The following is a 25,675-nucleotide window of genomic DNA, read 5'->3' as shown; positions in this document are numbered from 1 at the left end:
CCAGTGATCGTGTCGACAGGCCTCGAAACGTACTCATGAACGTGTGAAGCCCAAAAGTCGGCACCCGCGGTGCCGGAAGTCGTAAGACTCCTTGAACGTTGCCGATCCGCCAGGCGACCCGTTCATCACGTCGGCTTACGCAAGTCGAGTCGTGCCGAACCAGCAAGCGCTTGTCCCGTAAAGATCAAGTATCGTTGGTAAGTGTTGTTCGGACGGCGGCTACGGTGCGGTCGATGTCCTGGTTGTGGGTTCGCCAGTTCACCACAGAGATCCGCATGGCGCGCATGCCGTTCCAGGTGGTGCCGCCGAACCAGGTCGCCCCGTCTCGTTGGATTCGACCGATGATCTGGTCGGTATGCCAGTCGTGGTCTCCATCCGTGGCGAGGCGCGGACTTCGTGCTGACGATGGTCACGGCGTTCGTCACGACGGCAGTGTGGCCATCGCTATCTGGTTGTCGCCGACTCTGATCGTTGCTGCCAGCCCGCTCTTGCCGAAGTCGTAGACGAGCGCGGCTCCTGTCACCGGCTCCGACAGCACCGGCAGCGTCAAGTCGTCCGGTATCGCCACTCCCAGCGCCCGTGCTGCGGTCAATACCGACATCGTCGTAGTCGTCCCGACCGCCGACCAGGACGCGCTCAACATCCAGTCGCCCGTCAGGTTCTTGCGCACTTCCCCGCTGAACCACATCTGGTCGCCGCTGGGGCCCACGCCGACGGTTGTCCTCAGAGTGAATGCGTATTTCGGGCCCGTGTTGGTCCGGTGGCAGTCGAGGGACAACATGGCGGAGACGTTATTCCCGCCCACCTCGAACTCCGTGTTCACCGTGAACGTCCAGTGCGTGTATTCGGGCGCGGTCCACACTCCCACGACCAAGCTGCTGATCTTCACCGACGACAACGCGTCCGGCACCGAGGCGTTCTTGAATCCCGCGTCCCGGCACCAGGCCAGGATGCCGGGGAGGGTGATGCCAGTGGCCCGCCCTTCGTAGTACTTCTGGCCGGTCTCGGAATCCTGGTCCAGCAGGCTGAAGTTGATCGGGACCCTGTCGATTTCCATCGAGGGCTCCTCACTCGTCGACAGGGCTTCGGATTCCGTCGTGGTCTCGGGAGGACGGGTTTTTTCGATCCTGAACTTGTACTTCCCGGCAGTTTTGTAGCACAGCCACCCGTCGGTGTGGAGTGGCCAGAATTCGAACCGCTTCTCATTGAGGCGAGTCAGCGCTCTCACGGCGAACCGGGCGTAGTCCCGAGAGTAGTCCTCAGTTTCTTTCGCTGCTTTCCGGTAGAAGTCGATGTAAAGAAGAGCCTGGTTTCGATCGACTTCCTCCATCAATGGATCTTCTGAAGGCTGAAGGACGCCATTGCAGTGTGTTTCGAATTCGACGCGGCCGTCGTTGTTGTCGCCCGCTGGGTCTTCCGATCTGTTGCTCGGGCCTACGAAGACCAAGGTGGGAAGCCAGCAGAACATTCTCCCCAGTTCCGGTAGTCCGGGTAGTTGGTTTGAGGCGTTGGGGTCGTGTTCGTAGTCGTGCCAGTTCGTGATCAGATTTTCAAGTTCGGCTTTGTTGAATCCGGCGACGAATTGTCCGTACCGGTCTAGGTGGTTTTTCATGCTGTCCAGTAGTTCCTGGGTATGGTTTTTGTGCCCGTTCGCCACGAGGTCGTTCCAGAACAATCGCAGTGTTGGGAACGATATTATGTGGTGCCGGGAAAGCGGAATTTTCGGGTTCTCGTCCCATTTCCAGGACTTGAAGTCCTTGCCGTATGTTTCGGGGGTTCGGGATCCGAAGGGATTGGAAACAACCTTCCTGTCGGCGGGTATTGTCAGGTTTCTTTTGATCACGCTTTACCTCCCTATTGGGAACGTTAGTGCGATGGCGTCGAGCGCGGACAGCGGCATCTTCTCCGGAGGCTAGGGCCTGCGGGTTGTTCTCGCCAAGCGGCACATAAGTCCACAAAGGATATAGCTCCGGCAACGCGATAGGCGGTCACTTGAAGGCGTGGTCCCTTGCTCTACCGGACGAAAGGTCGCGTTTGGCCCCGCCCGCGCAGTCGCAGCGATGGGACTCTGCGAGCGGCGAACGACTCCTGCGGAAGGTGTGCGCATGACCGAGCCTGGGCAAGGGAAACGGCTGTGGGTGGTGTTGCTGCGCGCCCGGGCGGACGCCGGACTCAGCGATCTCCCGGTCGTCGGTACGCACATTCCGCGTGACGTGGATGTGCGGCTGAAGGCGATGATGTTCATCGGTGCGAGCGATGTCGTGAAGCCCAAGAAGGCCGCGCAGGTCAACGCGTTGCTGGGAGAGCTCAACCTGCCGGATGCCTTGCTCAAGCTTTCCGAGCAGGAGGACACGGCGAAGGCCCGATTCGGTGTCGTCGCCCGGATTGGCAAGGAAGACCGGGTGCTGCAAGCACCTCCGTTGCAGCGCAAGGAGATTATCGCCACGTCCACGGCAACGTCCGACGACGAACTGACCCGCTGGTACCCGGTGGACAAAGTGCTTGGGCCGCTGCGCTTGGACCGCATCGGTGTGCGGTACGCGGACGCGACGGTCTGGGTTCTGACTGACGCGTCCCTGACCGTGTCGGCGCTGACGGTCAGCGGACGGGGCATGGGACTGGGCTTCCCGTCCGGCCAGCCCACCAGCGTGCGGCCGACGATCGGAGGGCTCGGCCTGTCGTGGAGCCGGAAGCCGGTCGAGGTCACCGGTGCGCTGGTCTACCGGGAGTCTCCGGGGTACGAACTGCTCATCCAGGGAGGGGCGAGCATCACCACTCCGGCGCTGGTGCTGGCCGCGGTTGGTGGGTACGCCAAGAAGATCGGGCACGAGCCTTCGGTGTTCGTGTTCGGACGGTTGGCTTTCGGCGAGGGCAAGGGCATCGGCCCGGTGTACTTCCGGGTGACCGGTGCGAGCGCCGGGTTCGGTTACAACAGCTCGGTCGCGAAGCCGACGCTGACCGAGGTAGACAGCTTCCCGCTGATGCCGGGTGCGGTCACCTCGTCGGATCCGCTGGCGCTGCTGGGCGAACTGCAGGGCTCCGGTGGCGGCAAGGCGTGGATTTCCGAGGCAGACAACCGGATCTGGATCGCCGGCGGCATCGAGTTCGACTCCTTCAAGTTCCTCAGCGGCAGCGTCCTGGCGCTCGCGGAGTTCTCCACCAGCGGCCCGCAGCGGTTCATGATCATGCTGCTGGGCCGGGCGGGCGTGGACTTCCCGCGCAAGGCCAAGGACGGGATCCGGTACGCGCACGTCGAACTGACCATCTCCGCGTCCTACGACACCACCACCGACACGGTCGAGGTGTTCGCCGCCCTGTCACCCGGATCGTTCGTGGTGCACCCGTCCTGCGAGCTGACCGGGCAGGCCGCGTTGTGCGTGTGGTTCGGCCGGAGCGCGCATCCCGGCGACTTCGTGGTGAGCCTGGGCGGGTACCACCCGAAGTTCAGCCCACCCGTGCACTACCCCAAGCCGCAACGGCTGGCGTTGCAGTGGTCGGTGTCGGACACCGTCTCGGTGCGCGGCGAATGCTACGGCGCGTTGACGCACTCGGCGTTCATGGTCGGTGCGTCGATAGACGTCACCTTCCACGCCGGTCCGATCCGCGCGTGGCTGTCCGCCGGGTTCGACGCCCTCGTCCAGTGGGACCCGTTCCACTACGAGGTGGCGATCCGGCTGTCGGTCGGGGTGGCCATCGACATCTGGCCGGGATTCCACGGCTCGGTCTCGGTCTCGCTGGACGTGTGGGGGCCGCCCACCGGCGGTCTGGCGACGATCCACGTTCTGCTGTGGGACTTCGACATCCGGTTCGGAGACGCGCGCCCTGCGGCGCCCGAACTGCTGAAGTGGGAGCAGTTCGCGCAGCGCTCGCTGCCCGCACCGGTGGTGCGCTCGACACCCACCGCCGGGTTGCTGCCGGGCGCGGAGGCCACCTCGATGCCGAAGGAGTCGGCTCCGTGGCTCGTGGACACCGACGGTTTCCGGTTCACCACCCAAAGTGCTGTGCCGGTGCAGGAAATCCGCCTCGGTGATGCGACCGAAGCAGCACCGGATCTACCGGATGGTGAGCTGTTGTCCGTGCGACCGGTGGGGATCGAGGGTCGGCTGCGGTCTACCCACCGATTGCGGGTCAAGCACAAGGGTGCCGTGCTCGACTTGCGCAAGGACGGCTGGGATGTCCAGGCCGCCGCCGGTGGCGTCCCGGACGCGCTGTGGGGCGACCCGGTGGGTGCCAGGAAGGAGCCGCCGCTGTCCGGTTCGACCGCGCCGCGTGGCGTGGTCGGTCTGCTGGTCTCCGCTCCCACGCGGAAACCGGACGATCCCGTGGTGCGCACGAGCGAGAGCAAGTTGGGCAACGAGCCCGTTTCCGGGCCGCCGGTGCCTATCCGGTCCGATGATCCGGCTGATCCGTCCCCGACCCGTCCGGGCACCGTGCGCGACGACATTGCCGCGCACCTCGTCGGTTCGCACGGAGCACGTTGCGCGCTGCTGGACGCTCTGCACACATACGGCATCTATGACGAGCACCAGGCATCTCACGGCACCGAGGACCTCTTGTCGGACTACGGCTCCGCGGTTCGGGCGCACCTGCGGGCCGAACCGATGCTCAGCGGAGCGGGGGGACACTGACATGCTTCACGCACCCGACACGCCGATGGTGCTGATCGACGCCTGGAAGCCCTCGCTGGACGCCGGGCGGTACACCGTCGAGGTCGGTCACGAGGTGAACGACAACGACGGCACCCAGCAGAAATTCGACTCCGATGTGCGGGAAGTCGACGTCCAGGCTCCCCGGTTCACCCTGGATCAACGGCTGCTCCACACGGCCTTCCCGGTCGCGGGCACCAGCGGCGACCTCGCGCGCGTCCTGCCGCACGTGTGCCTGTCGGGGCCCACACTGCCCTGGCAGCGCACGGCGGATCCGCCGGAGGAGAAGTCGGGTACGCCGTGGTTGGCACTCATCCTGCTTCGGCACAACGAGCTGATACCGGACTCGTTGACGCGTGACGAGATCTCCAACCGGCCGGTCGCCGAGTTCTTCCCGGCGGACCCGTCTGCAGTCGCCGACGGTTTGCTGCTGCCCGCATTGACATCGGAGCAGGTGCTGGTCGGCCCCGACACGTGCCGCACGATCGACCTGACGGCGGCGACGTTCACCGCCGTGGTACCCAGGCTGGCCGAGATCCACCGCCTCGTGCACGTGCGCCGCGCGGACGAGCACGCCCCGGAGCCCGGGCCGGAGGACGTCGCGGTCGTGATCGCCAACCGGCTGCCCCGGTCCGGGGCGTATTCGGCTCACCTGGTGAGTCTGGAAGGCCACGGCACATGGTTGACAACGCTGCCGAACACCGGGACCAACGGGAAGGGACCGGTCAAGACCGTGCGGTTGGTGTCGCTGCACTCGTGGCACTTCACCACAGACACTGGCAACAGGCCCAGTTTCCTCACCGTCGCGAAGCGCGTGGTCCACAACTCGGGTGCCATTCCGTTGCTGCGCCTGCCTTTCCAGCCGACCGTCACGGACGGGACCGCAAGGGTGGGGTGGCGGCTCGAACACGGTTACGTCCCGCTGCGCCACCATCTCCCGACCGGAGAACGAACCCACGCCTGGTACCGCGGGCCGTTCACGCCGGTACCGCCGGGCAGCCCGCCGGAACAGGGCACGCCGCCGACATCGGAAGCCGAGGCGATGATCTACGAGCCCGCGGACGCGGTGTTCGACGTCAGCTACGCCGCCGCATTCGCCCTGGGCAAGGTGCTCGGTTTGGTCCACCCTGCGGTCAGCCCGGCGCTGGCCGGGTTGCGCGCCGACGCCGCTCATCTGCTCGCTCACATCGCCTCGGGCCACGCCGGCCGGGACGCCGAGGCGTGGGCCGGGCAAAACGCGGAGCGGATGGCGGCGGACGTCGCATCAGGTCGGTGGTCCCGCCGAGCGTTCGAGGCGATGATCCTCCGCGACGAAGAGACATCCGGTTCCGGAATCGCACCGGAGGAACGGTTCGCGACCGCGATGACGGCGGTGACGACCCCGGACTCCGGAGGTCACCGGGTCCTCGGGCACCTGGTGGACACCGTGATCGACGCCTGTGACGAGCTGAAGCCCGTAGAGCTGCTGGCTCGTGTGCCCTTCACACACCTGGTGCCGGAGCACCGGATGCTGCCCGGGGAAACCGTGCGGTTCTTCCACATCGACCCGCACTGGGTCGCCGCGCTCGTCGCCGGGGCGGCAGACGTGGGCGGCCACACCGAGCTCGATACCCACGTGACGCACAGGCTGCGGGACCAGCTGCTGACCGGCGCCGATCTTCCCGTCGCCGGAATGCTGGTCCGGTCGGCCCTGGTGCGCGACTGGCCCGGCCTGATCGTCGACGCCCGCGACAGCTCCGGCTCCGTGCTGCGTGAGGTCCGCGTGCTCGCCCCCGACCTGCTGCTCGCCTACTTCAACGCCGTCCCGGACGCGGTGACCTTGCGCCAGCCGCCGCAGGCGCCGCACTTCGGCCTCGACGGCGACTGGTACCTCCAGCTGCGCTACCTGGTCGGCGACGACATCGGAGGCAGCATGGGCGACGACGACCAGCTCGCCGGGATCGACGGAATGCTCCGCCGCAGCGGGGATTTCCCGGTGGAGGTGTTCGACATCGAGTCGTTCGTGGAGCAGCTGAAAACGAGCCTGGTCGACCGCGGGCAATGGGAGTCCGACGCCGATCTCGCACCGGCTGCCGTCGCACTCCAACTGGTGGACACGCCGGGAGAGCTCGTCTTCTCGCCCCCGCACGCCCACGGCAGTGAGGACCTGTCATGACCCCGTCCTGCCTCATCGTCCCGCTCAACGTCACTGCTCTGGCGGTCAACAAGGACGTGCGCACGAAGGAGAAGTTCTGGCGCTGGATGGTCGACTTCAAGGACCGGGAGCCACGGCACAGCCCTGAGAGCCCGCCGGGCAACACCACCGAGGTCGGTGGAGATGACGACTGGTTCGTCGGGACCCACCTGCACTGGGAGATTCCGGCCGCACTCGCCCGTGCTCGGGTCGACCTGTCCGCGGCGAGCGGGCCCGGACAGCCCAAGCCCGGAGCGGTCACCTTTCCGCTGGTGCCGAACCGATGGCTGGTCCTGCGCCACCAGTACACCGGAGACGGGACGAAACTGGGCACAGCGGGCTGGGTCGTGCACAGCGATTACCTCAGTGACGAGGAGGGCACGAACCCCTACCTGGTCCGGAACGGGGGCAAGCCCCGGGTCACGCGTATCGGCCGCAGCGTGGAGCTGGACAAGTGGCGGGATCCGGGCGACCAGCCGTTCCTGTCGGTGGTCGGCGCCGGGTTGCCCACGTTCGCCTCCTACCAGCCGTACAACCAGGACGTCTTCTCCCTGCAGGACCACTTCGCCGGGGACAGCACGAAGGAGTCCTACCGGTTGAGCTACCTGGTGGTCGGCTGGCACTCCCGCGATATCGACGAGCCGCTCACCGACGCCAACCTCCGCGCCCTGCTCGCCTTCCGCGGTGAGTCACCGGAGAAGATGACCGATTCCCAGCGCTTCGCGGCAGGTTTGGCCGCCCTGGGCTGGACGGACGCCGAACTCTTCCGATCACCCGGCGCTGCCTCTACGTCGGTACCGCGCTGGACATCGGCTGGGAACCAGAGGGGCATTTCCCGTCGGACATCCCCGACGTGAAGAGAAGATGAACGTCCCGGACGCGGCGGTCGGCAACGGCGTCGTCGATGCCCGCACCGCGCTCGACAACCGCACCGACCCCGAGGCCCGCCGGTGGAGCGAGGCGTTCGAGTACGGCGTGCTGGACCGCCTCGACGACGCCTGGCTCGACGGTGGTCAGGACATCCTCGACGCCGAGGCCCACGCCACCTGGTTCGCCGACAGCGCCGCCGGGTACGCGTGGTCAGCCGTGGACCGGCCCGACTCCGGGGTCTCGCCCAACTCCGGGATCCCGGAGGAGATCGCCTCCGAACAGCAGATCGTCGAACAGCTCAACAAGGACCAGCGGGCCTACGACGACGCGTTGCGCGACCTGGCGATCGCCCGGGAACGCCTGCATGCGCTGTGGTGGCTGGCCGGGCTGTCCGACGACGAGCTCGAGGACAGGAAGGCACCGGCCGATTTCCGCGCCCGTGTGAAGGAGCAGCTCGATCCGGACTTCGCAGGCTCACTCGCCGGGCAGGTGGGCGATCTCGTCTTCCGTTGCGTCGGTGACGAGACGACCACCGGGCTGCGCGACGCGGTGCCCCAGGGTGCCACCCCCGACGAACTCGCCCGCAGCATTGCTGCCTACGAGGCCAAGGTGAAACTGCCGCCCGCCCGGACGCTGCGCCGGACTCCGCTCCCGCCATACCGCCGCGGCACCGACCCCTTGACCCTGCTGCGCGGCGACGGGATGCGCGTCGACCTGCCGAGCACCGCGCCGGTGCCGGTCCGCGCCGCTACCCGGCTCATCGCGAAGATGACCGGCGCAAACCCCATCACGCCACCGATTCCCGTGCCGACCCCCAACGGGTACGAAGCGCTGAAGAAAGCCCTGTCCTGGGCGCCGCTGGAGGCGGCCGTGGCGGAGTTCTGGACGCTGGCCGAAGCCGCCGCCCGGATCAACGACACCCCCTCGGTCGAACCGGACAAGTCCTTCGACGCGGCCCTGGAACGTCTCGGGTTCACGCCGGGCGACGCCGAGTCCGGGAAGACGACCACGGGCTGGTTCACCCGGCTGTGGCGGCAGTACTGGGCGCCGATGTACCTGTGGTGGCAGGCCCACTGTTACCCCCTGCACTACGACTCCGGCGGTACGAAGTACTGGACCTTCGACGGCCGCCGCCACTGCTGGACCGGGGGCGAGGCACCGGGAGCGAAGTTCGTCGAGGGGCGGTCTCTGCTGACCGGAGCGCCTCCCTTCGCGCTGGCCGGTCGGGTCGACCAGTACATCAACACGCTGGCCGACCCCTACGGCGAGGTGGCGGCGAAGCTGCGCAAGATGCTCGCCGAGAGGGAAAACCGCGACCAGGTCGCCCAGGGCCTGGCCGGCCTCGACCCGTGGTTCGCCGAGCGGGACCAGGCCAATCACTTCGACCCGTTCGACGGCACCAGTGCCGCGCTGCTCACCCCGCAGCCGACCGTGGCTCTGCCGGGCAAGGGGCAGTACCAGCCGATCAGGGCCGGGCAGCTGTACTTCGAGAAGCTCGTTGTGGTGGACCGCTTCGGCCGGGGCGTCGACCTCGTGCGCGGGAACCCGGACGCGTTCCGGCCACGCCGGTCCCGCGACGTGAAACCCGACCTCGACTCGAAGGGTGTGCCGCTGACCGTCGAAAGCGAGAACCGCGACCGGTTCGTCCAGTTCCGCCCGCGGCTGGCCCAACCTGCCCGCACCCTGCTCGAACTGGTCCACTCCCGCGACGACGACGTCGCGCTGCGCCCGTGGGACTCGCCGCGTTACGCCGGCGCGCCCGACCCGATCTGCGGCTGGCTGGTGCCGGACCGGGGCGGCCGGTCGCTGTTCGTGCTCGCGGCCGACGGCACCGGGATCGGCGAACTGCTGGTCACCGACGACCCCGACGGTCCCCGCGTGGCGTGGCTGCCGCTGCCGGGGTCAACCGTGCTCACCATTGATCAGCTCCTCTCCCCGGAGTTCGCCGAGGCGCATCCGCACCTCGGGCCGCTGCTGTCCGGTGTGCTCACCCGGACCGACGCGGCGGCAGCGCTCAACGACCTGATCGCCACGATCGACACCGCGCTGCAGACGATCGCGCCGCCTGCGAACCACTCGCCGGCCTACCGGTCGGTGTTCACCGGCCTGCCGCTGGCCGTGGTGCGAGCCCGGCTCCGGATCGAGCTGTCCGGGCCGCCGATCTATGCCGCCGAGTGGAAGCGCATCCTGGCCGGGCCGGACACCGACGACGGCAACCCGCTGCGGACGATCCGGTGGCAGGTGCGCCTGGGAGACCCGTGGCGGCGCACCGATGGCCTGATTGGCTTCTGCCGCCCGCGCGCGCCCGAAAAGGCGCACGACACCGACTACAACACCCTCTTCATCCCGCATTCCCACGCGCTCTCGGAATCCGATTACCTCCAGCCCACCGACGGCCTGTCTGACCCGGTCGTGGTCGCCACCGAACCGCCTGCTGAGGTCGAGCATTCCCGTCCCGCAACGGGCGAACCGGGCGCAGCGTGGATCACCGCGCTGGTCGCCCCGTGGGCTCCGGTGCACGCCTACACCGGGGTGCTGCCGGTGACCACCGCGCAGGTGCCCGAGGCGTTCCTGTCCGATCCGCTGGCCCGGATGTCGGTCTTCCTGCGCACCGGCCCGCTGCCTGCGGGCCTGCGCAGCCCCGGCCCCGACCTGCCCGAGGGCATCGCACTGCCGGTGCCCACCGGGACCCGGGGCACCTGGGCCTGGAGCGAACGCACCGAGCCCGACGCGCTGTACCCCTGGGCCGACTACACCTTCGCAGGCACCGAGACCGCCGTCCGGCCCCCCGACGAGCCACCGGTCGCCCGAACCGGATACCTGCGCTTCACACCGAACCCCGTGGGAGACGCCGGGCCGACTCCCATCAACCGGGAAGGGCGCCAGCCGTGACCGCCGCCGACCGTGACGGCGCGGTCCCGCCGATGCTGGTCGCTGCGCTGGAAACGACGACCCCGGACCACCTCCGTACCGGGCCCGACGCCGACCCGCTGCGGCTGGTTCTGTCCACACCGGACACCGATGTGCTGGTCTGCCATCGCGTGGAACTCCACCTCCCGGTGGGGACCGGGCCGCAGCACCTGGTCGCGGATCCGGCGCGCTTGAGGCTGCACACCTCGGCCGACGGCTGGCGGGTGGAGCACACCGGAGACGACGTGTTCGCCCTGTCTCCTCCGCAGCCCACCGAGATCGTCCCCGGTGCGCCGCTGGAGCTGGCCCTGGACGGGGTCGGCGTGGACACCGAGCCGGGAACGGCGTCGATTGGGGTCCGGTTGCACGGAGAACACGCCGGCCGTCCCGAAGACTTCGGGCCGTTCCGGTACCGGTTGCGCACCGGCAACACGCCGCTGATCGAGTACTTCAGGCCGGACAAACTCACCGTGGACAACGGGAAATCGACCACGCTGCACTGGAAAGGTCCCAAGAAGGACGTAAAACCCTACCCCACCTACTGGCTCTACGTGGGTGCCAACGCAGGGGAGGACGTCACCAAGTACATGGACGCCGACGGCAAGGGCTCCTGGGACACCGGGCCGCTGACGACCGCCACTTCGTACGGGCTGGTCGCCGACACCGGCAGCAACGATCCGCCGACCGCGACCATCGCCGTGACCGTCAACAAGCCGGACCTCGAAGTCGGTCGGCTGTCCGCCACGGGACAGATCAAGCTGCTCACCAACCCACAGGCACTCTGCGATCAGCCCTTCGAGTACCAAAAGGCTTGGGGCAAAAGCTACACCGCCGCCACCGACGGGCTGCTGGCCGCCAACGCGCACCCGCTGAAGGACGGCACCGCGACGATCACCGCGATCGTCTACGACGACGACCGCGAAGTCGGCCAGTGCTACAGCGTGATCGGTACCAAAGACGCCCCGGGGAACCTGCTTTTCCCAGTGCCGAACGGCTACACGCTCGACATCAACGCCAACGCCAACGGGAAACCGTTCCACTACCAGGCCACCTGGTACCCCTTGGGAACCGGTGGTCTGTCCTAACTACCCGACTCAGGATCAGGGGATGACCATGACCGCACCACGGCTCAGCGCAGCGATCGCCTTCAACGTCTACGACATCCCGACGGTGTACCTGGCCAAGGGAACCTGGGTGACCTGCTACAGCAAGTACGACACCGGCTGGGAGATGGTCGGTCCCTTCAGCACCGCACGGCACGTGGCCCGGTGGTGGCCGAAGCTGGTCCGCACGGTCGGACGCACCGGTTTCGACGCCGCGTGGCGCGATTCCAAGGGGCTGATGTGGTTCACCCACGGCGACGACCTGGTCCAGTACGACCCGCAGAAGCTGAATGTCTACACCGACAAGACGCTGAGCGGAACCATCGGCAGCCTCCCGGAAGGTTTCAACAAGGGCGTCGACGCCGCGTTCAACACCTCGCAGCGGGTGTACCTGTTCAAGGGCAAGAAGTATTGCTCCGCCAAGAACAACGTGGCGGGGGAGGCGCGCGATCTCGGCGTGCTCAACAGCGTGGACGCGGCGATGGTGGCCGACGGCACCGTCTACCTGTTCAGCGGCGACTCGTGCTACACCGCGACGGTCGACGACAAGAAGGCCACCGTCACGGTTGATGCGGACTCGAAGACGAAGATCACCGACATCTGGCCGGCCGCGCCGCTGGGCACCCCGACGCTCGACCTGTACTACCACAACGCCCAGCTCATCCGGGTGCGCACGGACCTCGACATCACCACTTACGAGTCGGGAAACCCTGGCAAGATCACCGCCAAGTGCGTCCCGCTGGAGAACGACCTGTCCTCCCCGGAACCGCCGAACTTCCGGTTCTACGCCACTTCCGACAACCGGCGCGCCTACGTACCCGATCCCGGTACGAAAGCGCTGTCCGCGCTCGACCTCACCGCGGACAAGCCGCCGGTCGTGTGGAGCCAGGCGCTGGGCACCTTCGTTCGCCCGGCCTCCGCCGTGGAGTGGGACAGCGTCTGGGCGGTCACCGTGGACAACCAGAACGCCCGGTCGATCACCGGGGTGCGCATCAAGAACGGCCAGCCCAAGCCGGAATCCAAGCCGTTCACCAACGCCCTGGGGCAGGCGATCACCGTTTCCCCGGATTCCTCGAAGGTCTACGTCAGCAGCACGCCCACCGGCAACGACTTCGCGATCAGCCCAGTGGACACGCAGACCCTGACCCCGGGGGACCCGATCGACAAGGGAACCCGCCGTCCCCTGGACCTGGCGATCACCCCGGACGGGAACAAGCTCTACGCCGTTTACGAGGACAAGCCCAAGCGGAAGGTCCGGCGCATCACCCTCGGGGAAACCCCGAAGGGCGATGACGTAGCGCAGGGCGGCGGGCTTCTCGACATCGTGGTGACTCCCGACGGTGCTGCCGCGCTCGCGACGCAGAGCACCGACCCGAGCCTGATCGTCATCGACACGGCCACCGACAGCCCGACCACCATCCCGCTGACCGAACAGCCGCTACGCCTGCGTCCTGGACCCGTCGGAGACGCCTTCGATCTGGGTCGTGGACGTGGCGGGCAAGTTCGTCGCCGGCGTCATCCCGCTCGACCCGGGAGGGCGCAGCAACGCGGTGGCCGCCGCACCCCGGTGGTCGTGACGGGAACGGAGCACTCCTTGTCGACACCCAAGGCGTCCTACCGGATCACCAAGCCCGAACCGGTGCAACTGGTTCCGGGCGAGTCCAAGCAGCAGCTGACCATCACGATCGAAAACCGCACGAGTTCCACGATCACGTGCTCGGATCTGACGATCACACTGCCCGCGGGCGACGGCGAGACCGATCTGGTGCCCACCAACGCGGCGGAGTTCGTCGGCGTTCGCCTGCCGCTCAAGTGGAAACGTCTGGCATCACCAAAACCGCCTGTGTTCACGGTCAAACCCGATCCTCTCAAGCAGGGTCAGATCCCGGGCCACAAGTCCATCCAGGTGACGCTGCACACCATCAGCGTCAACGGCCAAGCGGGCAGCGCCATCGTGGACGTCAAGGGGACGATCGACGGGGTGACTGTGTCCGACAGCCTCCCGGTGGCCAAGTTCTCGGGCGGTTTCGTGTTCGGGAACTTCAAACCCGACCGGATGGCCACGACGCCCTACCAGGACGTCACGGTCTCCTGGACGTGCGAGAAACGGCAACCCGGGCAGACCCTGACCCTGCGCTGGACAGGTAGCGCGGACATCGACGTCAGCACCGACCACGCGAAAATGGTTTCGATCCAACGGGATTCCGCGTTCGACCTGACCGTCACCGAGAAGACGAAGAACGGACAGGTCACGGCGTCGATGCGCACCTTCGTCACCGTGTCCCAACCCCACCTCGCGGTGCAGAACCTGACCGTTCTCGGTGACACCGAACTGCTCCTCGAACCTCACGTCCGGGTTCCCCTGGCACCAGAGCCGATCGTCACGGAGCGGACTGACACCTACACGGCCGAGACCGATGGGCTGCTGTTCGGCTCGGTCCAGACCTTCAGCGCCACCGCCACCGCCGACCTCACCGTGGAGGTCACCCCGGCCGAGGGGAGCAGCCACACGACCCGCGTCCGGGCCGTGGGAGGCCACGACGAGTTGTTCGAGCCCGGACCGCCCATCGCCGTCGCGGTTCCGGCGGGTTCCAAAGTCAAGATCAGCTGGTCGCTCAAGGACACCCAGCCCGTTCCGGACATCCAAGCGTTCGCCACGGAGCTGCAGTGGCAGCCGATCGGCGTCGGCACCCTCGTGCGCAGCTCATAAAGCGCCGGGGTATCGGCGCCCGGACGGGCACCGATACCCCGGTATATCTGAGAACGGGCTTACTTGGGGAAGAACCGCAGCGCCGAGATCCACTTGTCGAACGGCGTACCCGCCCAGTCGACGCTGTAGTCCTTGGGTATGTCCATAGTGTCACCGTCGCAGTAGAACGAATTGCAAACCCGCACTTGGCGATCCCGGTTGTTGAACAGGGATGTGGTCTGCTTGTCGAAGTTGTACTTGCTTAGATCGTTGATGTCCTCGTCGGTAACGAGGATTCGCCCGGGTTTCGCCATGTTGAACGCAGCGAGCTCGTAGAGGCACAGCTTGTCCGCCGGACATTTGTCCTTGCCCTGCCCCGTGATGACCCGGACCACACGCGTTCCGGTGTCGGTCGCCTGCGCGCCGGACTGCTCACTGGCCGCCGCCGGCGCGGTCGCGGCGGCGAGACCGAACAACATCGCCGCGACTGCGAACACCTTACGTTCCCTCATGATTCCTCCCATTGGGATATCTGGATCTGCTCAGGCTGCGGTGGAGACGAACACGACGTCGACGGTGGTCGAGCCGCCCCGGCGCGGCGGGCCGCAAGATCCGCCTCGGCGTCATGGCACACCCGGATCCCGGAGAAATCGGCCGCGAACAACCGCTCCATCTCAGCCTGGACGGCGGCCTCCAGAGGCACCCCGCCCGCCGTGCCCTCCAGGATCCAGGCTGTCGCGACCTCACCATGCACGCTCTTACCCTTCTGGAAACCGGTTCCGCCTCGATTTCCGCATCAAGCCTGACAGCGACGCATCTGGGGCGCCGCTGTCGCAGAGGACAACCACCGGAGAAGGTGGCCGGGTTCACTCGATGATGCAGACTGGACACTGTGGACAGTTGCGGTGCGGGCCTGCTACCAGGGCTGCGCTGTGACTGCCCGACGTGTGGTCACTTCGTGCTGGAGAGAAGCAACGTCCCCGGCAGGGGTCAGCAGGGCCTTCGGTGGTGGGCGAACCTCACGTGGAACCGCCACGTATTAATCGCGAAGTTCCAGTCCCTTCGGAGGAACGGATGACCATGCGGAGCAACGCATCCGCCGGAGGCGCCACGACAGGCACCAAGGAACTGCCGCCAAGAAGGGGCCGGTCTGTGTGTCCTACGTCGAGGTGAGCAGCAACAGCATGACGAAAGTCGTCAAGTACACGCTCGCCAGCGGCGGCGCCAACGTGTTGGACATCGGAATCGTCATATCTGCCTACATCAACGACGGCCGGATTGAGCGTGTGCCGTTCGTGGTCTTTCGAGAATGCGGGCAACGCGCCCGGTAGAGGACTGGGGGCGTTGCCCCTGGGAGATCACCAGGGGCATCTTCGACTGCGGGATCGCAAGGGACGGCGAGGAACTGATTTGAATCGACGCATTTTGTACTGCGGTTTCTCGGTTTTCGTAAGTGAGTGTCTATATAGGACATGTCGGGAGGTCAAGGGGTCGCAGGTTCAAATCCTGTCAGCCCGACGGTGAAGAGGGTCTTCGCAGGTCAGAGACTGTGAAGACCCTCTTTTCGTGGTTATAGTTCGTTCTTCGGAGTCAAGCACGCCGCTTATCGACCCTTTGACTTCGGAGCTTGGACATGCCGCTGATGGATCTTGAACGGCTCACCGACGGCCTCTCGATGACCTGGACTTGTACTACCGATGGGTGCGGCACCGTGAGCAGATTGAGGGTTCTAGAGCCGGAAAGCAGCTCTTCGTCTTTCTCGAAGGTCTGGCACGCCTCTACGCGAAGCAACCGCCACAGGACGGGGGAGCCCGGCGATACTACAGTTTTCCGGAGCTTCGGACGGAGAAAACGTGCGGTCACTGCTGCCGGACAAAGCTAAAAGGGTCAGCGGATGGTGCTTACCAGGCCGTGCCCGGACTCAGGGCCCGGTCGGCGATCAGATCGGGAGGTCCTAGCTGGACGGTGGTCACTGTCGCATATGCGTGCCAACTGTTCGTCGCGAGCTTGATGAGGTCCAGCGCGGCTGCCTGCATTTCGTTGGCTTCGGTCTCGGGTAGGCCGTTCGCGGCGTCCGGCACCGCCAGTCGCCGGATCGAGGTTGGGTGCGAAGAGCCCTGGACGAAAATTGACGCGGACCGGACTTTCGGATTGTCGTGTGCTTTTCGCTGGGCAACGCTGCGCATTGCCCGGGCGGGTGCATTACGTGATCTCCAGTGGCCCGAATTGGTCCCGCCACCTACGGTCGGTGTCCTGGAGCCGAAAGCAACGATCTGTCCAGGGAGGTCGACCGCTCCTGACTGCAGTGATCGTCCACCGTTTCATCGTCGCGCGACTCAGGTCAGCGGACTACCCCCCAGTTCGGCCTGTTCTCCACATCAGATACGGATCTCCGCGTATCCTTCTGAACCAGTCGTGCCGACGCCGTTCACCTATGCGGTGGCAGGAACGGCTTCGACCCGCTCCGGACCCGGCCCCAGCGCAATGGCACATCCTGGTGGGGCCGGGTGCGGAGCGGGCTGCGGGATTCGAATATTCCACGATGAAACGAGGAGCGTGCAGTGAAGGTCGAGAAGTGGATCGTGCGGGAGAACGTCGGTGGCGTGCCCGATGTCGACCGGATGTACCAGAAGGTGGTCGAGGACCTCGACGTCGACCTCGCCGACGACGAGATGCTGCTCCGGACAAGGTACGTCTCCGTCGACCTCTTCCTGCACGGCATCACCCTGGCTACTCCGCTGGGCATGCACGCGGGAGGCGACTCGATCATGGAGGTGATCGAGGCCGGGCCGCGAGCGGCGTTCGCGGTCGGGGACTTCGTGCAAGGCTGGGGCGGCTGGCGCACCCACTTGGTGAGCACTGGTGCCGAGATGCCTTGGGACGTCGGTCCGTTCCCGATGGTCTTCCCGGCCTTCCGCAAGCTGAACCCGCAGCACTTCGACGATGTACTTCCGCTTCCGACGGCCTTGGGCGTCATGGGCGGTACGGGCTTGACCGCGTGGGGCACGATGACCAAGTTCCTGACGGTCCGTCCCGGTGACACGGTGGTGATCAGCGCTGCTTCCGGCGCGATCGGCACCCTGGTCGGCCAACTGTCCAAGCGGGCGGGCGCCCGGGTCGTCGGGACCACCGGTTCCGCCGGGAAGGCGGAGTACCTGACTGGTCTCGGTTTCGACGAGGTGATCCACTACCGGCACGGCGACACCGCTGACGCGGTGCGCGACGCACTCGAGAAGGCCGCGCCGGACGGCGTGGACAAGTACTTCGACAACATGGGCGGCACCATCACCGACGTGGTGTTCCGGATGCTCAACGTGCACAGCCAGGTGGCGGTGTGCTGGCAGTGGGAGAGTCAGGTCGGGGAGGAGGACACCGGTCCGCGCCTGCTGCCCGAGATCATGTACCCGCGCACCACCATCCGCGGAATCTACGCTCTGGAGTGGTTCACCGACGACAACTGGAAGGCGCTGGAGGAAGACCTCGGCGGCATGGTTCGGCGCGGTGAGATCACCTACGACCAGACCATCTACGATGGCTTCGATGCCATTCCGGCGGCTTACCGCAGCCTCTACCTGGGGTGCGAGGCCAATCGCGGGAAGGTGCTCGTGCGGGTGTGATGCCATTCCTGCACGCCTTGTCACCTTGAGCGAGTTCAGGCCGTAGGTCATCTGGTGGTTCGCACAGCACTACTTCCTCGGTTTGCCGTTCACTGATGCCTTCCGCCGGGAAACCCAACGTGAAACCGGCCACTGGGTATTGCTTGCCTCCGATACCAAGTTCGGGGCAATCGCTGCTTCGAGACGGACCGGATCCCGGCACGCTGGTCGGCATCGGACGCCCCGTCGGCGATCTTCGACAGCACACCGTGAGAGCCTCGCGGCGTTGCGCCACAGTTCGTTGACCGCATCCCACCCGAGGGCCTGCGGTCCGGTGCCTTCAGGGCGTGCACCAAACGGCTGCTTAGGGTTAAGAGCTGTCGACGATCATCAGGGCGGTGTGCAGGGAGGTGCGTGACTCGGCTGTGTCCAGCAGGATGCCGAGGATTCGTTCGATGGTTTGCAGGCGAGCGTAGAGGGTTGGGCGGCTGAGCCCGGTGTCCCGCGCGGTTTCGGTTTTGGAGCCGCTGTTGTCGAGGTAGGTCCGCAGGAGGCCGAGGAGGTCGTCGTTGTTGCGGGCGTCGTGTTCGAGCAGACGGCCGAGTTCGGTTTCGGCGAAGGCCTGGACGCGGTGGTCGTGGCGGAGCAGGGCGATCAGGCCGCGCAGCCGCACGTCGGTGGAACGGTAGAGGCGGTTGGCTGCCGGCATGGTGACGCCGACGTCGGCGACGTGTTCGGCTTCGGTGATCTCCCGCGCCGCGGCGAGCAGGCTCGGGCTGCTGGGTGCCGTTCCTGCGACCCAGGATTCGGTTCCGTCTCGTTTAGACAGTCGTGTTCCCAGGCCGGTGCACACCGCGCGGAGCGCGTCGTCAGGGTCGGTGCAGGACATCACCGCCGAGACGGTGCCTTCGCGGCGGATGGAGACGATCGCGGTGTGGCCGGTCTCGGCGACCGCCTGGCGGAGGGCGGTGAGCAGGCGGCGGTCGATCTCGCCTTGGGTGAGGGGATGCGCGTTCGGGCGTTGCGGGATCCGGACCACGACCGGCACGTAGTTGTGGTTCATCCGCAGCCCGAGTGCGCTGGCGCGGACGAGGGCTTCGGTTTCGTCGCCGATCCGGCCGTTGAGCATGTCGTCGAACAGGCCACCGAGGGCGTGCACGACGAGGGCATCGCGCTCCTGCTGGAGCATCCGGTGCAGCTGCAGGGACTGCGCTGCGCGTTCGAGTACCATCTTCGCGCGCGTTGCGTCGGGCACCTCGACTGGGAGCACGAGGCGCCCCCACCGTTCGGTCCCGACACCGACCGACACCGTCGACCACCCGGACGTCGTACCGGTGCCGGGGAAATCGTGCAGCCGCGAGCGTTCCGCCCAGTTCTCCAGCAGCTGCGCGGTCTTGGTGCCCGCAGCGCAATGGGCCAGCACGTGGCGGCTCAGGTCTTCCAGCACGAGCGGGGCGTCGAGGATCTGCGACGCCCGGGTGACGATGTCGGTGCTGGAAGCCCGCGCGATGTTGAGCGAGGTGAAGACCTCGTGCGTGGTGCGGGCGAACTCCACCTCGTCGTACTGCTCGGCCACGATCCGGCGGTGGACCTGCTCGGTGACCTCGACGTAGCGGATCTCGGTGTCCAGCACGACGACCGGCACACCGGCGGCCTCGGCCACGGCTTCGAGCCCGTCGGGCACCTTGTGCAGGTGCGTGCCCAGCTCGACGACGAGCCCGGCGACCTGCTGCGCGCCGAGCATGGCGAGGTAGCCCGACACCGCTTCGGGTGCGCCGGTGAGGGGCAGCCCGGTGCTGAGCACCAGCTCGCCGCCTTCCAGTAGGTCGGTCAGGTCGGTGGACTCGCTGATGTGCACCCAGCGCACCGGGCGGGCGAGCAGGGTGTGGCCTGCGACGACGCGCGGGTGACCGGCCGCGACGACGGGCAGGGCGAGCACGTCGCGAACAGTCAGGATCACCTGACGAAGTGTAAGGCAATATGGCTGATTCTTTCCATCATGTCGGCAGTGCGGCTGGCAACGTCATGAGGTGCCGAGGTCGCGGCCCCGGCGATCCACATCCTGAGTTGTCGAGCGAAGGAAGAAGTCAGTGGCGAACACCGGTCAGTCACAGATCGTGCATTGGGTGAACAACAAGCCGTTCGACGGTTCGAGCGGAGCAACGGCTCCGGTGACCAACCCCGCGACGGGTGAGGTAACGCGGGAGGTGGCGCTGGCCAACGCCGAGGACGCGCGGACGGTGATCGAAGCGGCGGAGGCCGCCTTCCCGGCCTGGCGCGACACCTCGTTGGCGAAGCGGACCGCGATCGTCTTCCGGTTCCGCGAGTTGCTCAACGAGCGCAAGGACGAGCTGGCCGCGATCATCACCAGCGAGCACGGCAAGGTCGTCTCCGACGCGCTGGGCGAGGTCACTCGCGGTCAGGAGGTCGTGGAGTTCGCCTGCGGGATGCCGCACCTGGTCAAGGGCGGGTTCACGGAGAACGCCTCCACCGAGGTGGATTCGTTCTCCGTGAACCCGCCGCTCGGGGTGGTGGGTATCATCTCGCCGTTCAACTTCCCGGCGATGGTTCCGATGTGGTTCTTCCCGATCGCGATCGCCGCGGGCAACACGGTGGTGTTGAAACCGAGCGAGAAGGACCCGTCGGCCGCGTTGTGGCTGGCGGAGCTGTGGGCCGAGGCAGGTCTCCCCGACGGGGTTTTCAATGTGCTGCAGGGCGACAAGCTCGCCGTGGACGAACTCCTCGCGCACGAGGCGGTGAAGGCGATCAGCTTCGTCGGCTCCACGCCGATCGCCCGCTACGTGTACGCCACGGGTACCGCGAACGGCAAGCGCGTGCAGGCCCTCGGTGGGGCGAAGAACCACGCGGTCATCCTGCCCGATGCCGATCTCGATCTGGCCGCCGATGCGATGGTGAATGCGGGGTTCGGCTCCGCCGGGGAGCGCTGCATGGCCATCTCCGCCGTCGTGGTGGTCGGTCGGATCGCCGACGAGCTGGTGGCCAAGATCGCCGAGCGCGCGCGGTCGGTCAGGACCGGGGACGGCACCCGCAGTTGCGACATGGGGCCACTGGTCACCAAGGCCCACCGGGACAAGGTCGCCTCCTACGTCGACGCGGCCGAGCGGGACGGCGCGGCGATCGTCGTCGACGGCCGGCAGGTGCGCGCCGACGGCGGGGCGAACGGGTTCTGGCTCGGTCCGACGCTTCTCGACAACGTCACCCCGGACATGAGCTGCTACACCGACGAGATCTTCGGCCCGGTGTTGTCGGTGGTGCGCGTCGAGTCCTACGACGAGGCGCTGCGGCTGATCAACTCCAACCCGTACGGCAACGGCACGGCGATCTTCACCAACGACGGTGGTGCGGCGCGGCGCTTCCACAACGAGGTGGAGGTCGGCATGGTCGGCATCAACGTGCCGATCCCCGTCCCGATGGCCTACTACAGCTTCGGCGGCTGGAAGAGCTCGCTGTTCGGCGACACCCACGCGCACGGCACCGAGGGAGTGCACTTCTTCACCCGCGGCAAGGTCGTCACCTCCCGCTGGCTCAACCCCAGTCACGGTGGCCTCAACCTCGGCTTCCCGCAGACGGCGTAAGGAGATCTCCTGATGGCTCTTATCGACGATGCGGCCCGGACCTACGAGCTGGACCGCCGCCACGTGTTCCACTCCTGGTCGGCGCAGGCGGGCCTGGATCCCCTGGTCATCACCCGCGCGGCAGGGTCCTACGTCTGGGACGGCGAGGGCAACCGGCTGCTCGACTTCTCCTCGCAGCTGGTGAACACCAACATCGGCCACCAGTACCCCGACGTCGTGGAAGCGATCGTCGAACAGGCCCGCAGGCTGACCACGATCGCCCCGCAGCACGCCAACGACGTGCGTTCCGAGGCCGCCCGGTTAATCGTCGAACGGGCTCCGGGGGACCTCGACCGCGTGTTCTTCACCAACGGTGGAGCTGATGCCAACGAGCACGCGGTGCGCATGGCACGCTTGGTCACGGGACGCCCGAAGGTCCTGAGCCGGTACCGCTCGTACCACGGCGGAACGCAGACCGCGATCAACCTGACCGGCGATCCCCGGCGCTTCCCGAACGACGCCGGCAACGCCGGCGTGGTCCACTTCTTCGGCCCGTACCTGTACCGCAGCCACTTCCACGCCCGGACCGAGGCCGAGGAGTGCGAGCGGGCGCTGGCGCACTTGGAGCAGGTCATCGAGCTGGAGGGGCCGCAGACTGTCGCGGCGGTGTTGCTCGAGGCGATCCCGGGTACTGCCGGGATCATGGTTCCGCCGCCGGGTTACCTCGCCGGGGTGCGCGAGCTGTGTGACCGGTACGGCATCGTCCTGATCATCGACGAGGTGATGACCGGATTCGGCCGCACCGGCGCCTGGTTCCACTCCGCGACCGAGGGCGTCGTGCCCGACCTGCTGACCTTCGCCAAGGGCGTCAACTCCGGCTACGTCCCGCTCGGTGGGGTGCTAATCGGGGACCGCATCGCCGAGCACTTCGCGCAGCGCCCCTACCCGGGCGGTCTGACCTACTCCGGGCACCCGCTGGCCTGCGCTGCGGCCGTAGCCGCGATCACCGTGATGGATCACGACGTGGTCGTCGAGAACGCCCTCGGAATCGGTCAGGAGGTCATCGCGCCGGGGCTGGCGCAGCTCGCCGAACGACACCCCAGCGTGGGGGAGGTGCGCGGTCTCGGCGTCTTCTGGGCGATCGAGCTGGTCACCGACCGCGACACCCGCGCACCCGTCGCACCGACCGGCGGCGGCAGCCCGATCATGGCCGAGGCCGTGCGGACGGCGAAGTCCCTCGGTCTGCTGCCGTTCACCAACTCCAACCGCATCCACGTCGTGCCGCCCTGCACCGTTTCCCCGCAGGAGGCGCAGGAAGGGCTGGACATCCTCGACAAGGTCCTGAGTCGAGTCGACGACCTCGTCGACGAAGCGAACAAGGGCTGACCCACCGCGTCCGCACAGCCGGAACGGCCCACCCGGGCCGTTCCGGCTGTGCGATCGGTTGCGGCGGTGTGGGTGATGCCGTGATCGCTGGGGCGAGGTTGGCCGGGGCGACCACGATCGTTGCGGTGGCCACCGATCCGCGGAAGCTGAAGTGGGCTGCGGAGTTCGGTGCCACCCACACCGTAAACGCCACCGAGCCCGACCCGGTGGAGTTCATCCGCAGCGTCACAGGCGGCCACGGTGCGGACGTCGCCGTGGAGGCGGTGGGGCGTCCGGAGACCTACACGCAAGCATTCTTCGCTCGCGACTTGCCCGGGACTGTGGTGCTGGTGGGCGTTCCAACACCGGAGCTGATGGCCCCGGAGATCCCGCTGATCGAGTACTTCGGCCGGGGTGGGGCGCTGAAGTCGTCCTGGTACGGCGACTGTCTGCCCAGCCGCGACTTCCCGCTCTACATCGGCCTTTTCCTGCAGGAATGGTTGCCGCTGGAGAAGTTCGTGACCGAAGAGATCGCCCTGGGCCAGGCCGAGCAGGCTTCGAGAAGATGCACCGCGGCGAGGTGCTGCGTTCGGTGGTGGTTTTCTGATGGCGTCCCCGGTCGACCACGTCGTCACCTCTGGCACGTTCAATCTCGACGGTGGCAGCTTCGACGTCGACAACAATGTCTGGATCGTCGGCGACGAACACGAAGTCTTGGTGATCGACGCAGCGCACGACGCCGACGTGATCGCGGAAGCTGTGCGGGATCGCCGGGTTAAGGCGATCGTGTGCACCCACGCGCACGACGACCACGTCAACCAGGCACCGGCCCAGGCCGAGAAGTTCTCCGCGCCGATCCTGCTGAACCCGGCCGAGAAGGTCCGAGAAGTTCTCCGCGCCGATCCTGCTGAACCCGGCCGAGAAGGTCCTTTGGGACAAGCCGATTTCGGAACGGCGATCGGTGTCCGCCGACCTGAATGGACCGACACTCTCGAGCCCGCCACGGCGCGCTCAACCCGTCCTTGTCAGCGGGAAGCGGAACGAACGAGAAATCCCGACAAAGGAACTTGCGATGAACCTCAAGATTGTGGTGTGCATGAAGCAAGATTGTGGTGTGCATGAAGTACGTTCCCGATGCGATGGGGAAGCGGCGGTTCATCGATGACCTAACGACCGGCCGCGAGTCGGTGGACGCTCTGCTTCCCGAGTTGGATGAGTACGCCGTCGAGCAGGCGCTGCGGATCGGGGAGGCTGCGGGTGACTCGCAGGTCACCGTGCTGACCGTCGGCCCGGAGGCGGCCAAGGATGCGGTGCGCAAGGCGCGTTCCACGAGGTTCAGCCAACTCGACGAGGTCGGGGTGAAGTGCAGGTGGAACCGGGGATGCCGCAGCAGTCATTCCTTGACCTTGGGGGGCTTGCCGGTTGCGTAGTTGTCCAGAACCAGTTGCAGATCAAGGCTTTTCGGCACCGCGTCGTCGATCAGTTCGAGGGAGCGCAGGAATTCCTGGTGCCGGTGCCGCCGGAAGTGCTGGGCGATGACGGAACTGCTGGCCATGTCGAACGCGGCGAACAAACTGGTGGTGCCGTGCCGGATGTAGTCGTGGGTGGCGCGCTCCGGGGTGGTGGGCATCATCGGCAGGATCGGGGCCGCGCGGTCGATCGCCTGGATCTGCATCGAGATGTGGGTGTAGATCAGGTCCGTCATGCCGTACAGAGTCACGAGTCGGTAGGTCGCGGCCAGCTAGCGGCGCAGTTGCTGCTCGGTCGCCGGGATCGCGGATCTACCACCGACGATCCGGTCCTCGTCGGGTGGGAAATGCATGGGAGGACGCGTTCGCTCCGAGGTGGGGGACAAGTCGGATGTCATCTTCCAAACCTCCGCTCGACGGTGAGGAGCCGTTGGTCGTGGATCGACTAGCGGTCCTCGCCGGAGGCGGCCGCATTACGACCACAGATCGAACTCATGGGAACTGCGTGATCGGACATCCGTGAATGCTGCTGCCTTGACCTCTGGTCCGTTCAGGCTCGTTCACTGACGCCCGGGGAGTTGCACCACTCGACTGCGGTTGTGCGACTGGTCTTACTAGCCCTACACGGAGGCAGGCTATGGCCTAAATCACCGCCTGGAGAATACGTCATGCGTCTAAATCGGCGCGCCACGATTCGTGCGAACGTTTAGATGGTTCGGCCCGCCGTGCGGGCGCGCGGCCTGATGACCACGCCGTGGCTGCCTGCCTGTCGTGCCCGCTCGGTCCGATCGGCGACCTCAAGCACCTGGGACCAGCCGATGGAGTCCGAGGGAACCAGGTGAGGGGCACCCTTGGGCGGGTAAACCACTTAAGGGTGCCCCTCACCTATCACTCCACTCCCATCGCCGCTGCCAGTCGGGGAAGACCTGTGCCTAGCGGGGCCCGGGGTGGCAGGGACGACAGTGCAGTGAGCCGGAGCCGGTCGGCTGGCTCGTAGCGGACACGGACCTGGAGTTGGCTGCGCAGCTCCGCATTGTCTTGCCACAGCACTGCAGTTTTGCTTCCTTCGAAGTCTCGCGGCGCAGGGGCGCGGCCGGGACGGTGAGGCGTTGCCGGGTGACCTTGTACGGCAGCGACATGAACATCCCGGCATGTTCCCAGGCGCGCGGCCAGTGATCTACAGGCCAAGGGCCTGCGGCGATGAGTATTCGAGCGGCACAGGGTGCTGACCGCTCCAGGCTCCATCGAGTCGAGCTTGAACGCTGTGTCGTAGCTCTGC

Annotated in this window: 15 protein-coding genes and 3 pseudogenes; 13 read left to right on the top strand and 5 right to left on the bottom strand. The window is 66.6% G+C overall.

The genetic code is table 11. From position 1 onward, the window contains the following. Positions 1 to 421: 421 nt before the first annotated feature. Positions 422 to 1,843, bottom strand: coding sequence for a hypothetical protein (locus SSPN_RS0123950; protein ID WP_143539698.1), 1,422 nt, complete (start codon positions 1,841 to 1,843; stop codon positions 422 to 424). A gap of 262 nt (positions 1,844 to 2,105) precedes the next feature. On the opposite strand from SSPN_RS0123950, the gene SSPN_RS0123940 reads away from it, so the two are divergent. Genes SSPN_RS0123940 through SSPN_RS0123915 form a run of 6 tightly spaced genes read left to right on the top strand, consistent with a single transcriptional unit; the run spans position 2,106 to position 14,412 of the window. After that, positions 2,106 to 4,628, top strand: coding sequence for a DUF6603 domain-containing protein (locus tag SSPN_RS0123940; protein ID WP_010309920.1), 2,523 nt, complete (start codon positions 2,106 to 2,108; stop codon positions 4,626 to 4,628). 1 nt (position 4,629) lies between these two features. Further along, a complete protein-coding gene (locus tag SSPN_RS0123935) occupies positions 4,630 to 6,801 on the top strand; it encodes a hypothetical protein (protein ID WP_010309918.1) in 2,172 nt (723 codons plus the stop codon). Next, complete coding sequence (locus SSPN_RS45415; protein WP_049887658.1) at positions 6,798 to 7,676, top strand: hypothetical protein; 879 nt, start codon at positions 6,798 to 6,800, stop codon at positions 7,674 to 7,676. The genes SSPN_RS0123935 and SSPN_RS45415 overlap by 4 nt, the downstream gene beginning before the upstream one ends. A gap of 7 nt (positions 7,677 to 7,683) precedes the next feature. After that, the gene (locus SSPN_RS0123925; RefSeq protein ID WP_029535670.1) at positions 7,684 to 10,581 is read left to right on the top strand and encodes a hypothetical protein; all 2,898 of its coding nucleotides are present in this window, start codon (positions 7,684 to 7,686) and stop codon (positions 10,579 to 10,581) included. Further along, positions 10,578 to 11,684, top strand: a complete 1,107-nt coding sequence (locus SSPN_RS0123920) for a hypothetical protein (protein ID WP_010309916.1) — start codon at positions 10,578 to 10,580, stop codon at positions 11,682 to 11,684. Before SSPN_RS0123925 ends, SSPN_RS0123920 begins: the two co-directional genes overlap by 4 nt. A gap of 22 nt (positions 11,685 to 11,706) precedes the next feature. Further along, positions 11,707 to 14,412: a hypothetical protein gene (locus tag SSPN_RS0123915; RefSeq protein ID WP_010309914.1), complete on the top strand. Its 2,706-nt coding sequence runs from the start codon at positions 11,707 to 11,709 to the stop codon at positions 14,410 to 14,412. A gap of 59 nt (positions 14,413 to 14,471) precedes the next feature. On the opposite strand, the gene SSPN_RS0123910 is transcribed toward SSPN_RS0123915, so the two are convergent. Next, positions 14,472 to 14,903: a peptidase inhibitor family I36 protein gene (locus tag SSPN_RS0123910; RefSeq protein WP_010309911.1), complete on the bottom strand. Its 432-nt coding sequence runs from the start codon at positions 14,901 to 14,903 to the stop codon at positions 14,472 to 14,474. Continuing rightward, positions 14,900 to 15,145, bottom strand: coding sequence for an eCIS core domain-containing protein (locus SSPN_RS0123905; RefSeq protein ID WP_010309908.1), 246 nt, complete (start codon positions 15,143 to 15,145; stop codon positions 14,900 to 14,902). The genes SSPN_RS0123910 and SSPN_RS0123905 overlap by 4 nt, the downstream gene beginning before the upstream one ends. 430 nt (positions 15,146 to 15,575) lie before the next feature. Between SSPN_RS0123905 and SSPN_RS57000 the strand changes: the two genes are divergently transcribed. Continuing rightward, complete coding sequence (locus tag SSPN_RS57000) at positions 15,576 to 15,722, top strand: hypothetical protein (RefSeq protein WP_237710712.1); 147 nt, start codon at positions 15,576 to 15,578, stop codon at positions 15,720 to 15,722. A 1,230-nt stretch (positions 15,723 to 16,952) separates the two neighbouring features. Beyond that, positions 16,953 to 18,008: an MDR family NADP-dependent oxidoreductase gene (locus SSPN_RS0123890; RefSeq protein ID WP_010309901.1), complete on the top strand. Its 1,056-nt coding sequence runs from the start codon at positions 16,953 to 16,955 to the stop codon at positions 18,006 to 18,008. A 349-nt stretch (positions 18,009 to 18,357) separates the two neighbouring features. Here SSPN_RS0123890 and SSPN_RS0123885 read toward each other — a convergent pair whose 3' ends face one another. Continuing rightward, positions 18,358 to 19,947, bottom strand: a complete 1,590-nt coding sequence (locus SSPN_RS0123885; RefSeq protein WP_029535668.1) for a PucR family transcriptional regulator — start codon at positions 19,945 to 19,947, stop codon at positions 18,358 to 18,360. 130 nt (positions 19,948 to 20,077) lie between these two features. On the opposite strand from SSPN_RS0123885, the gene SSPN_RS0123880 reads away from it, so the two are divergent. The 5 genes and pseudogenes from SSPN_RS0123880 to SSPN_RS60270 all read left to right on the top strand — a co-directional run. Continuing rightward, complete coding sequence (locus tag SSPN_RS0123880; protein WP_010309897.1) at positions 20,078 to 21,583, top strand: CoA-acylating methylmalonate-semialdehyde dehydrogenase; 1,506 nt, start codon at positions 20,078 to 20,080, stop codon at positions 21,581 to 21,583. Between the two features lie 12 nt (positions 21,584 to 21,595). After that, positions 21,596 to 22,948: an aspartate aminotransferase family protein gene (locus SSPN_RS0123875; RefSeq protein ID WP_010309895.1), complete on the top strand. Its 1,353-nt coding sequence runs from the start codon at positions 21,596 to 21,598 to the stop codon at positions 22,946 to 22,948. After that, a pseudogene (locus SSPN_RS51815) lies at positions 22,942 to 23,534 on the top strand (zinc-binding dehydrogenase); the annotation flags it as partial. The gene SSPN_RS0123875 and the pseudogene SSPN_RS51815, both read left to right, overlap by 7 nt. Continuing rightward, positions 23,534 to 24,049, top strand: coding sequence for an MBL fold metallo-hydrolase (locus SSPN_RS60275; protein ID WP_010309888.1), 516 nt, complete (start codon positions 23,534 to 23,536; stop codon positions 24,047 to 24,049). The pseudogene SSPN_RS51815 and the gene SSPN_RS60275, both read left to right, overlap by 1 nt. Next, positions 24,046 to 24,189 (top strand): annotated as a pseudogene (locus SSPN_RS60270) (electron transfer flavoprotein subunit beta); the annotation flags it as partial. The gene SSPN_RS60275 and the pseudogene SSPN_RS60270, both read left to right, overlap by 4 nt. 50 nt (positions 24,190 to 24,239) lie before the next feature. On the opposite strand, the pseudogene SSPN_RS0123860 reads toward SSPN_RS60270, so the two are convergent. After that, positions 24,240 to 24,596 (bottom strand): annotated as a pseudogene (locus SSPN_RS0123860) (transposase); the annotation flags it as partial. Between the last annotated feature and the right edge of the window lie 1,079 nt (positions 24,597 to 25,675).

Source organism: Saccharopolyspora spinosa NRRL 18395 (genome assembly GCF_000194155.1).
Classification (GTDB): domain Bacteria; phylum Actinomycetota; class Actinomycetes; order Mycobacteriales; family Pseudonocardiaceae; genus Saccharopolyspora; species Saccharopolyspora spinosa.
The sequence above is the reverse complement of the archived record's forward strand: the minus strand, read 5'-3'. Positions and strand labels throughout refer to the sequence as shown.

Excerpts from the sequence above, each read along its gene's own strand:
- SSPN_RS0123940 (WP_010309920.1), top strand. The coding sequence starts at position 2,106 with ATGACCGAGCCTGGGCAAGGGAAACGGCTGTGGGTGGTGTTGCTGCGC.
- SSPN_RS0123935 (WP_010309918.1), top strand. The coding sequence starts at position 4,630 with ATGCTTCACGCACCCGACACGCCGATGGTGCTGATCGACGCCTGGAAG.
- SSPN_RS45415 (WP_049887658.1), top strand. The coding sequence starts at position 6,798 with ATGACCCCGTCCTGCCTCATCGTCCCGCTCAACGTCACTGCTCTGGCG.
- SSPN_RS0123925 (WP_029535670.1), top strand. The coding sequence starts at position 7,684 with ATGAACGTCCCGGACGCGGCGGTCGGCAACGGCGTCGTCGATGCCCGC.
- SSPN_RS0123915 (WP_010309914.1), top strand. The coding sequence starts at position 11,707 with ATGACCATGACCGCACCACGGCTCAGCGCAGCGATCGCCTTCAACGTC.
- SSPN_RS0123910 (WP_010309911.1), bottom strand. The coding sequence starts at position 14,903 with ATGAGGGAACGTAAGGTGTTCGCAGTCGCGGCGATGTTGTTCGGTCTC.
- SSPN_RS57000 (WP_237710712.1), top strand. The coding sequence starts at position 15,576 with ATGACGAAAGTCGTCAAGTACACGCTCGCCAGCGGCGGCGCCAACGTG.
- SSPN_RS0123875 (WP_010309895.1), top strand. The coding sequence starts at position 21,596 with ATGGCTCTTATCGACGATGCGGCCCGGACCTACGAGCTGGACCGCCGC.
- SSPN_RS60275 (WP_010309888.1), top strand. The coding sequence starts at position 23,534 with ATGGCGTCCCCGGTCGACCACGTCGTCACCTCTGGCACGTTCAATCTC.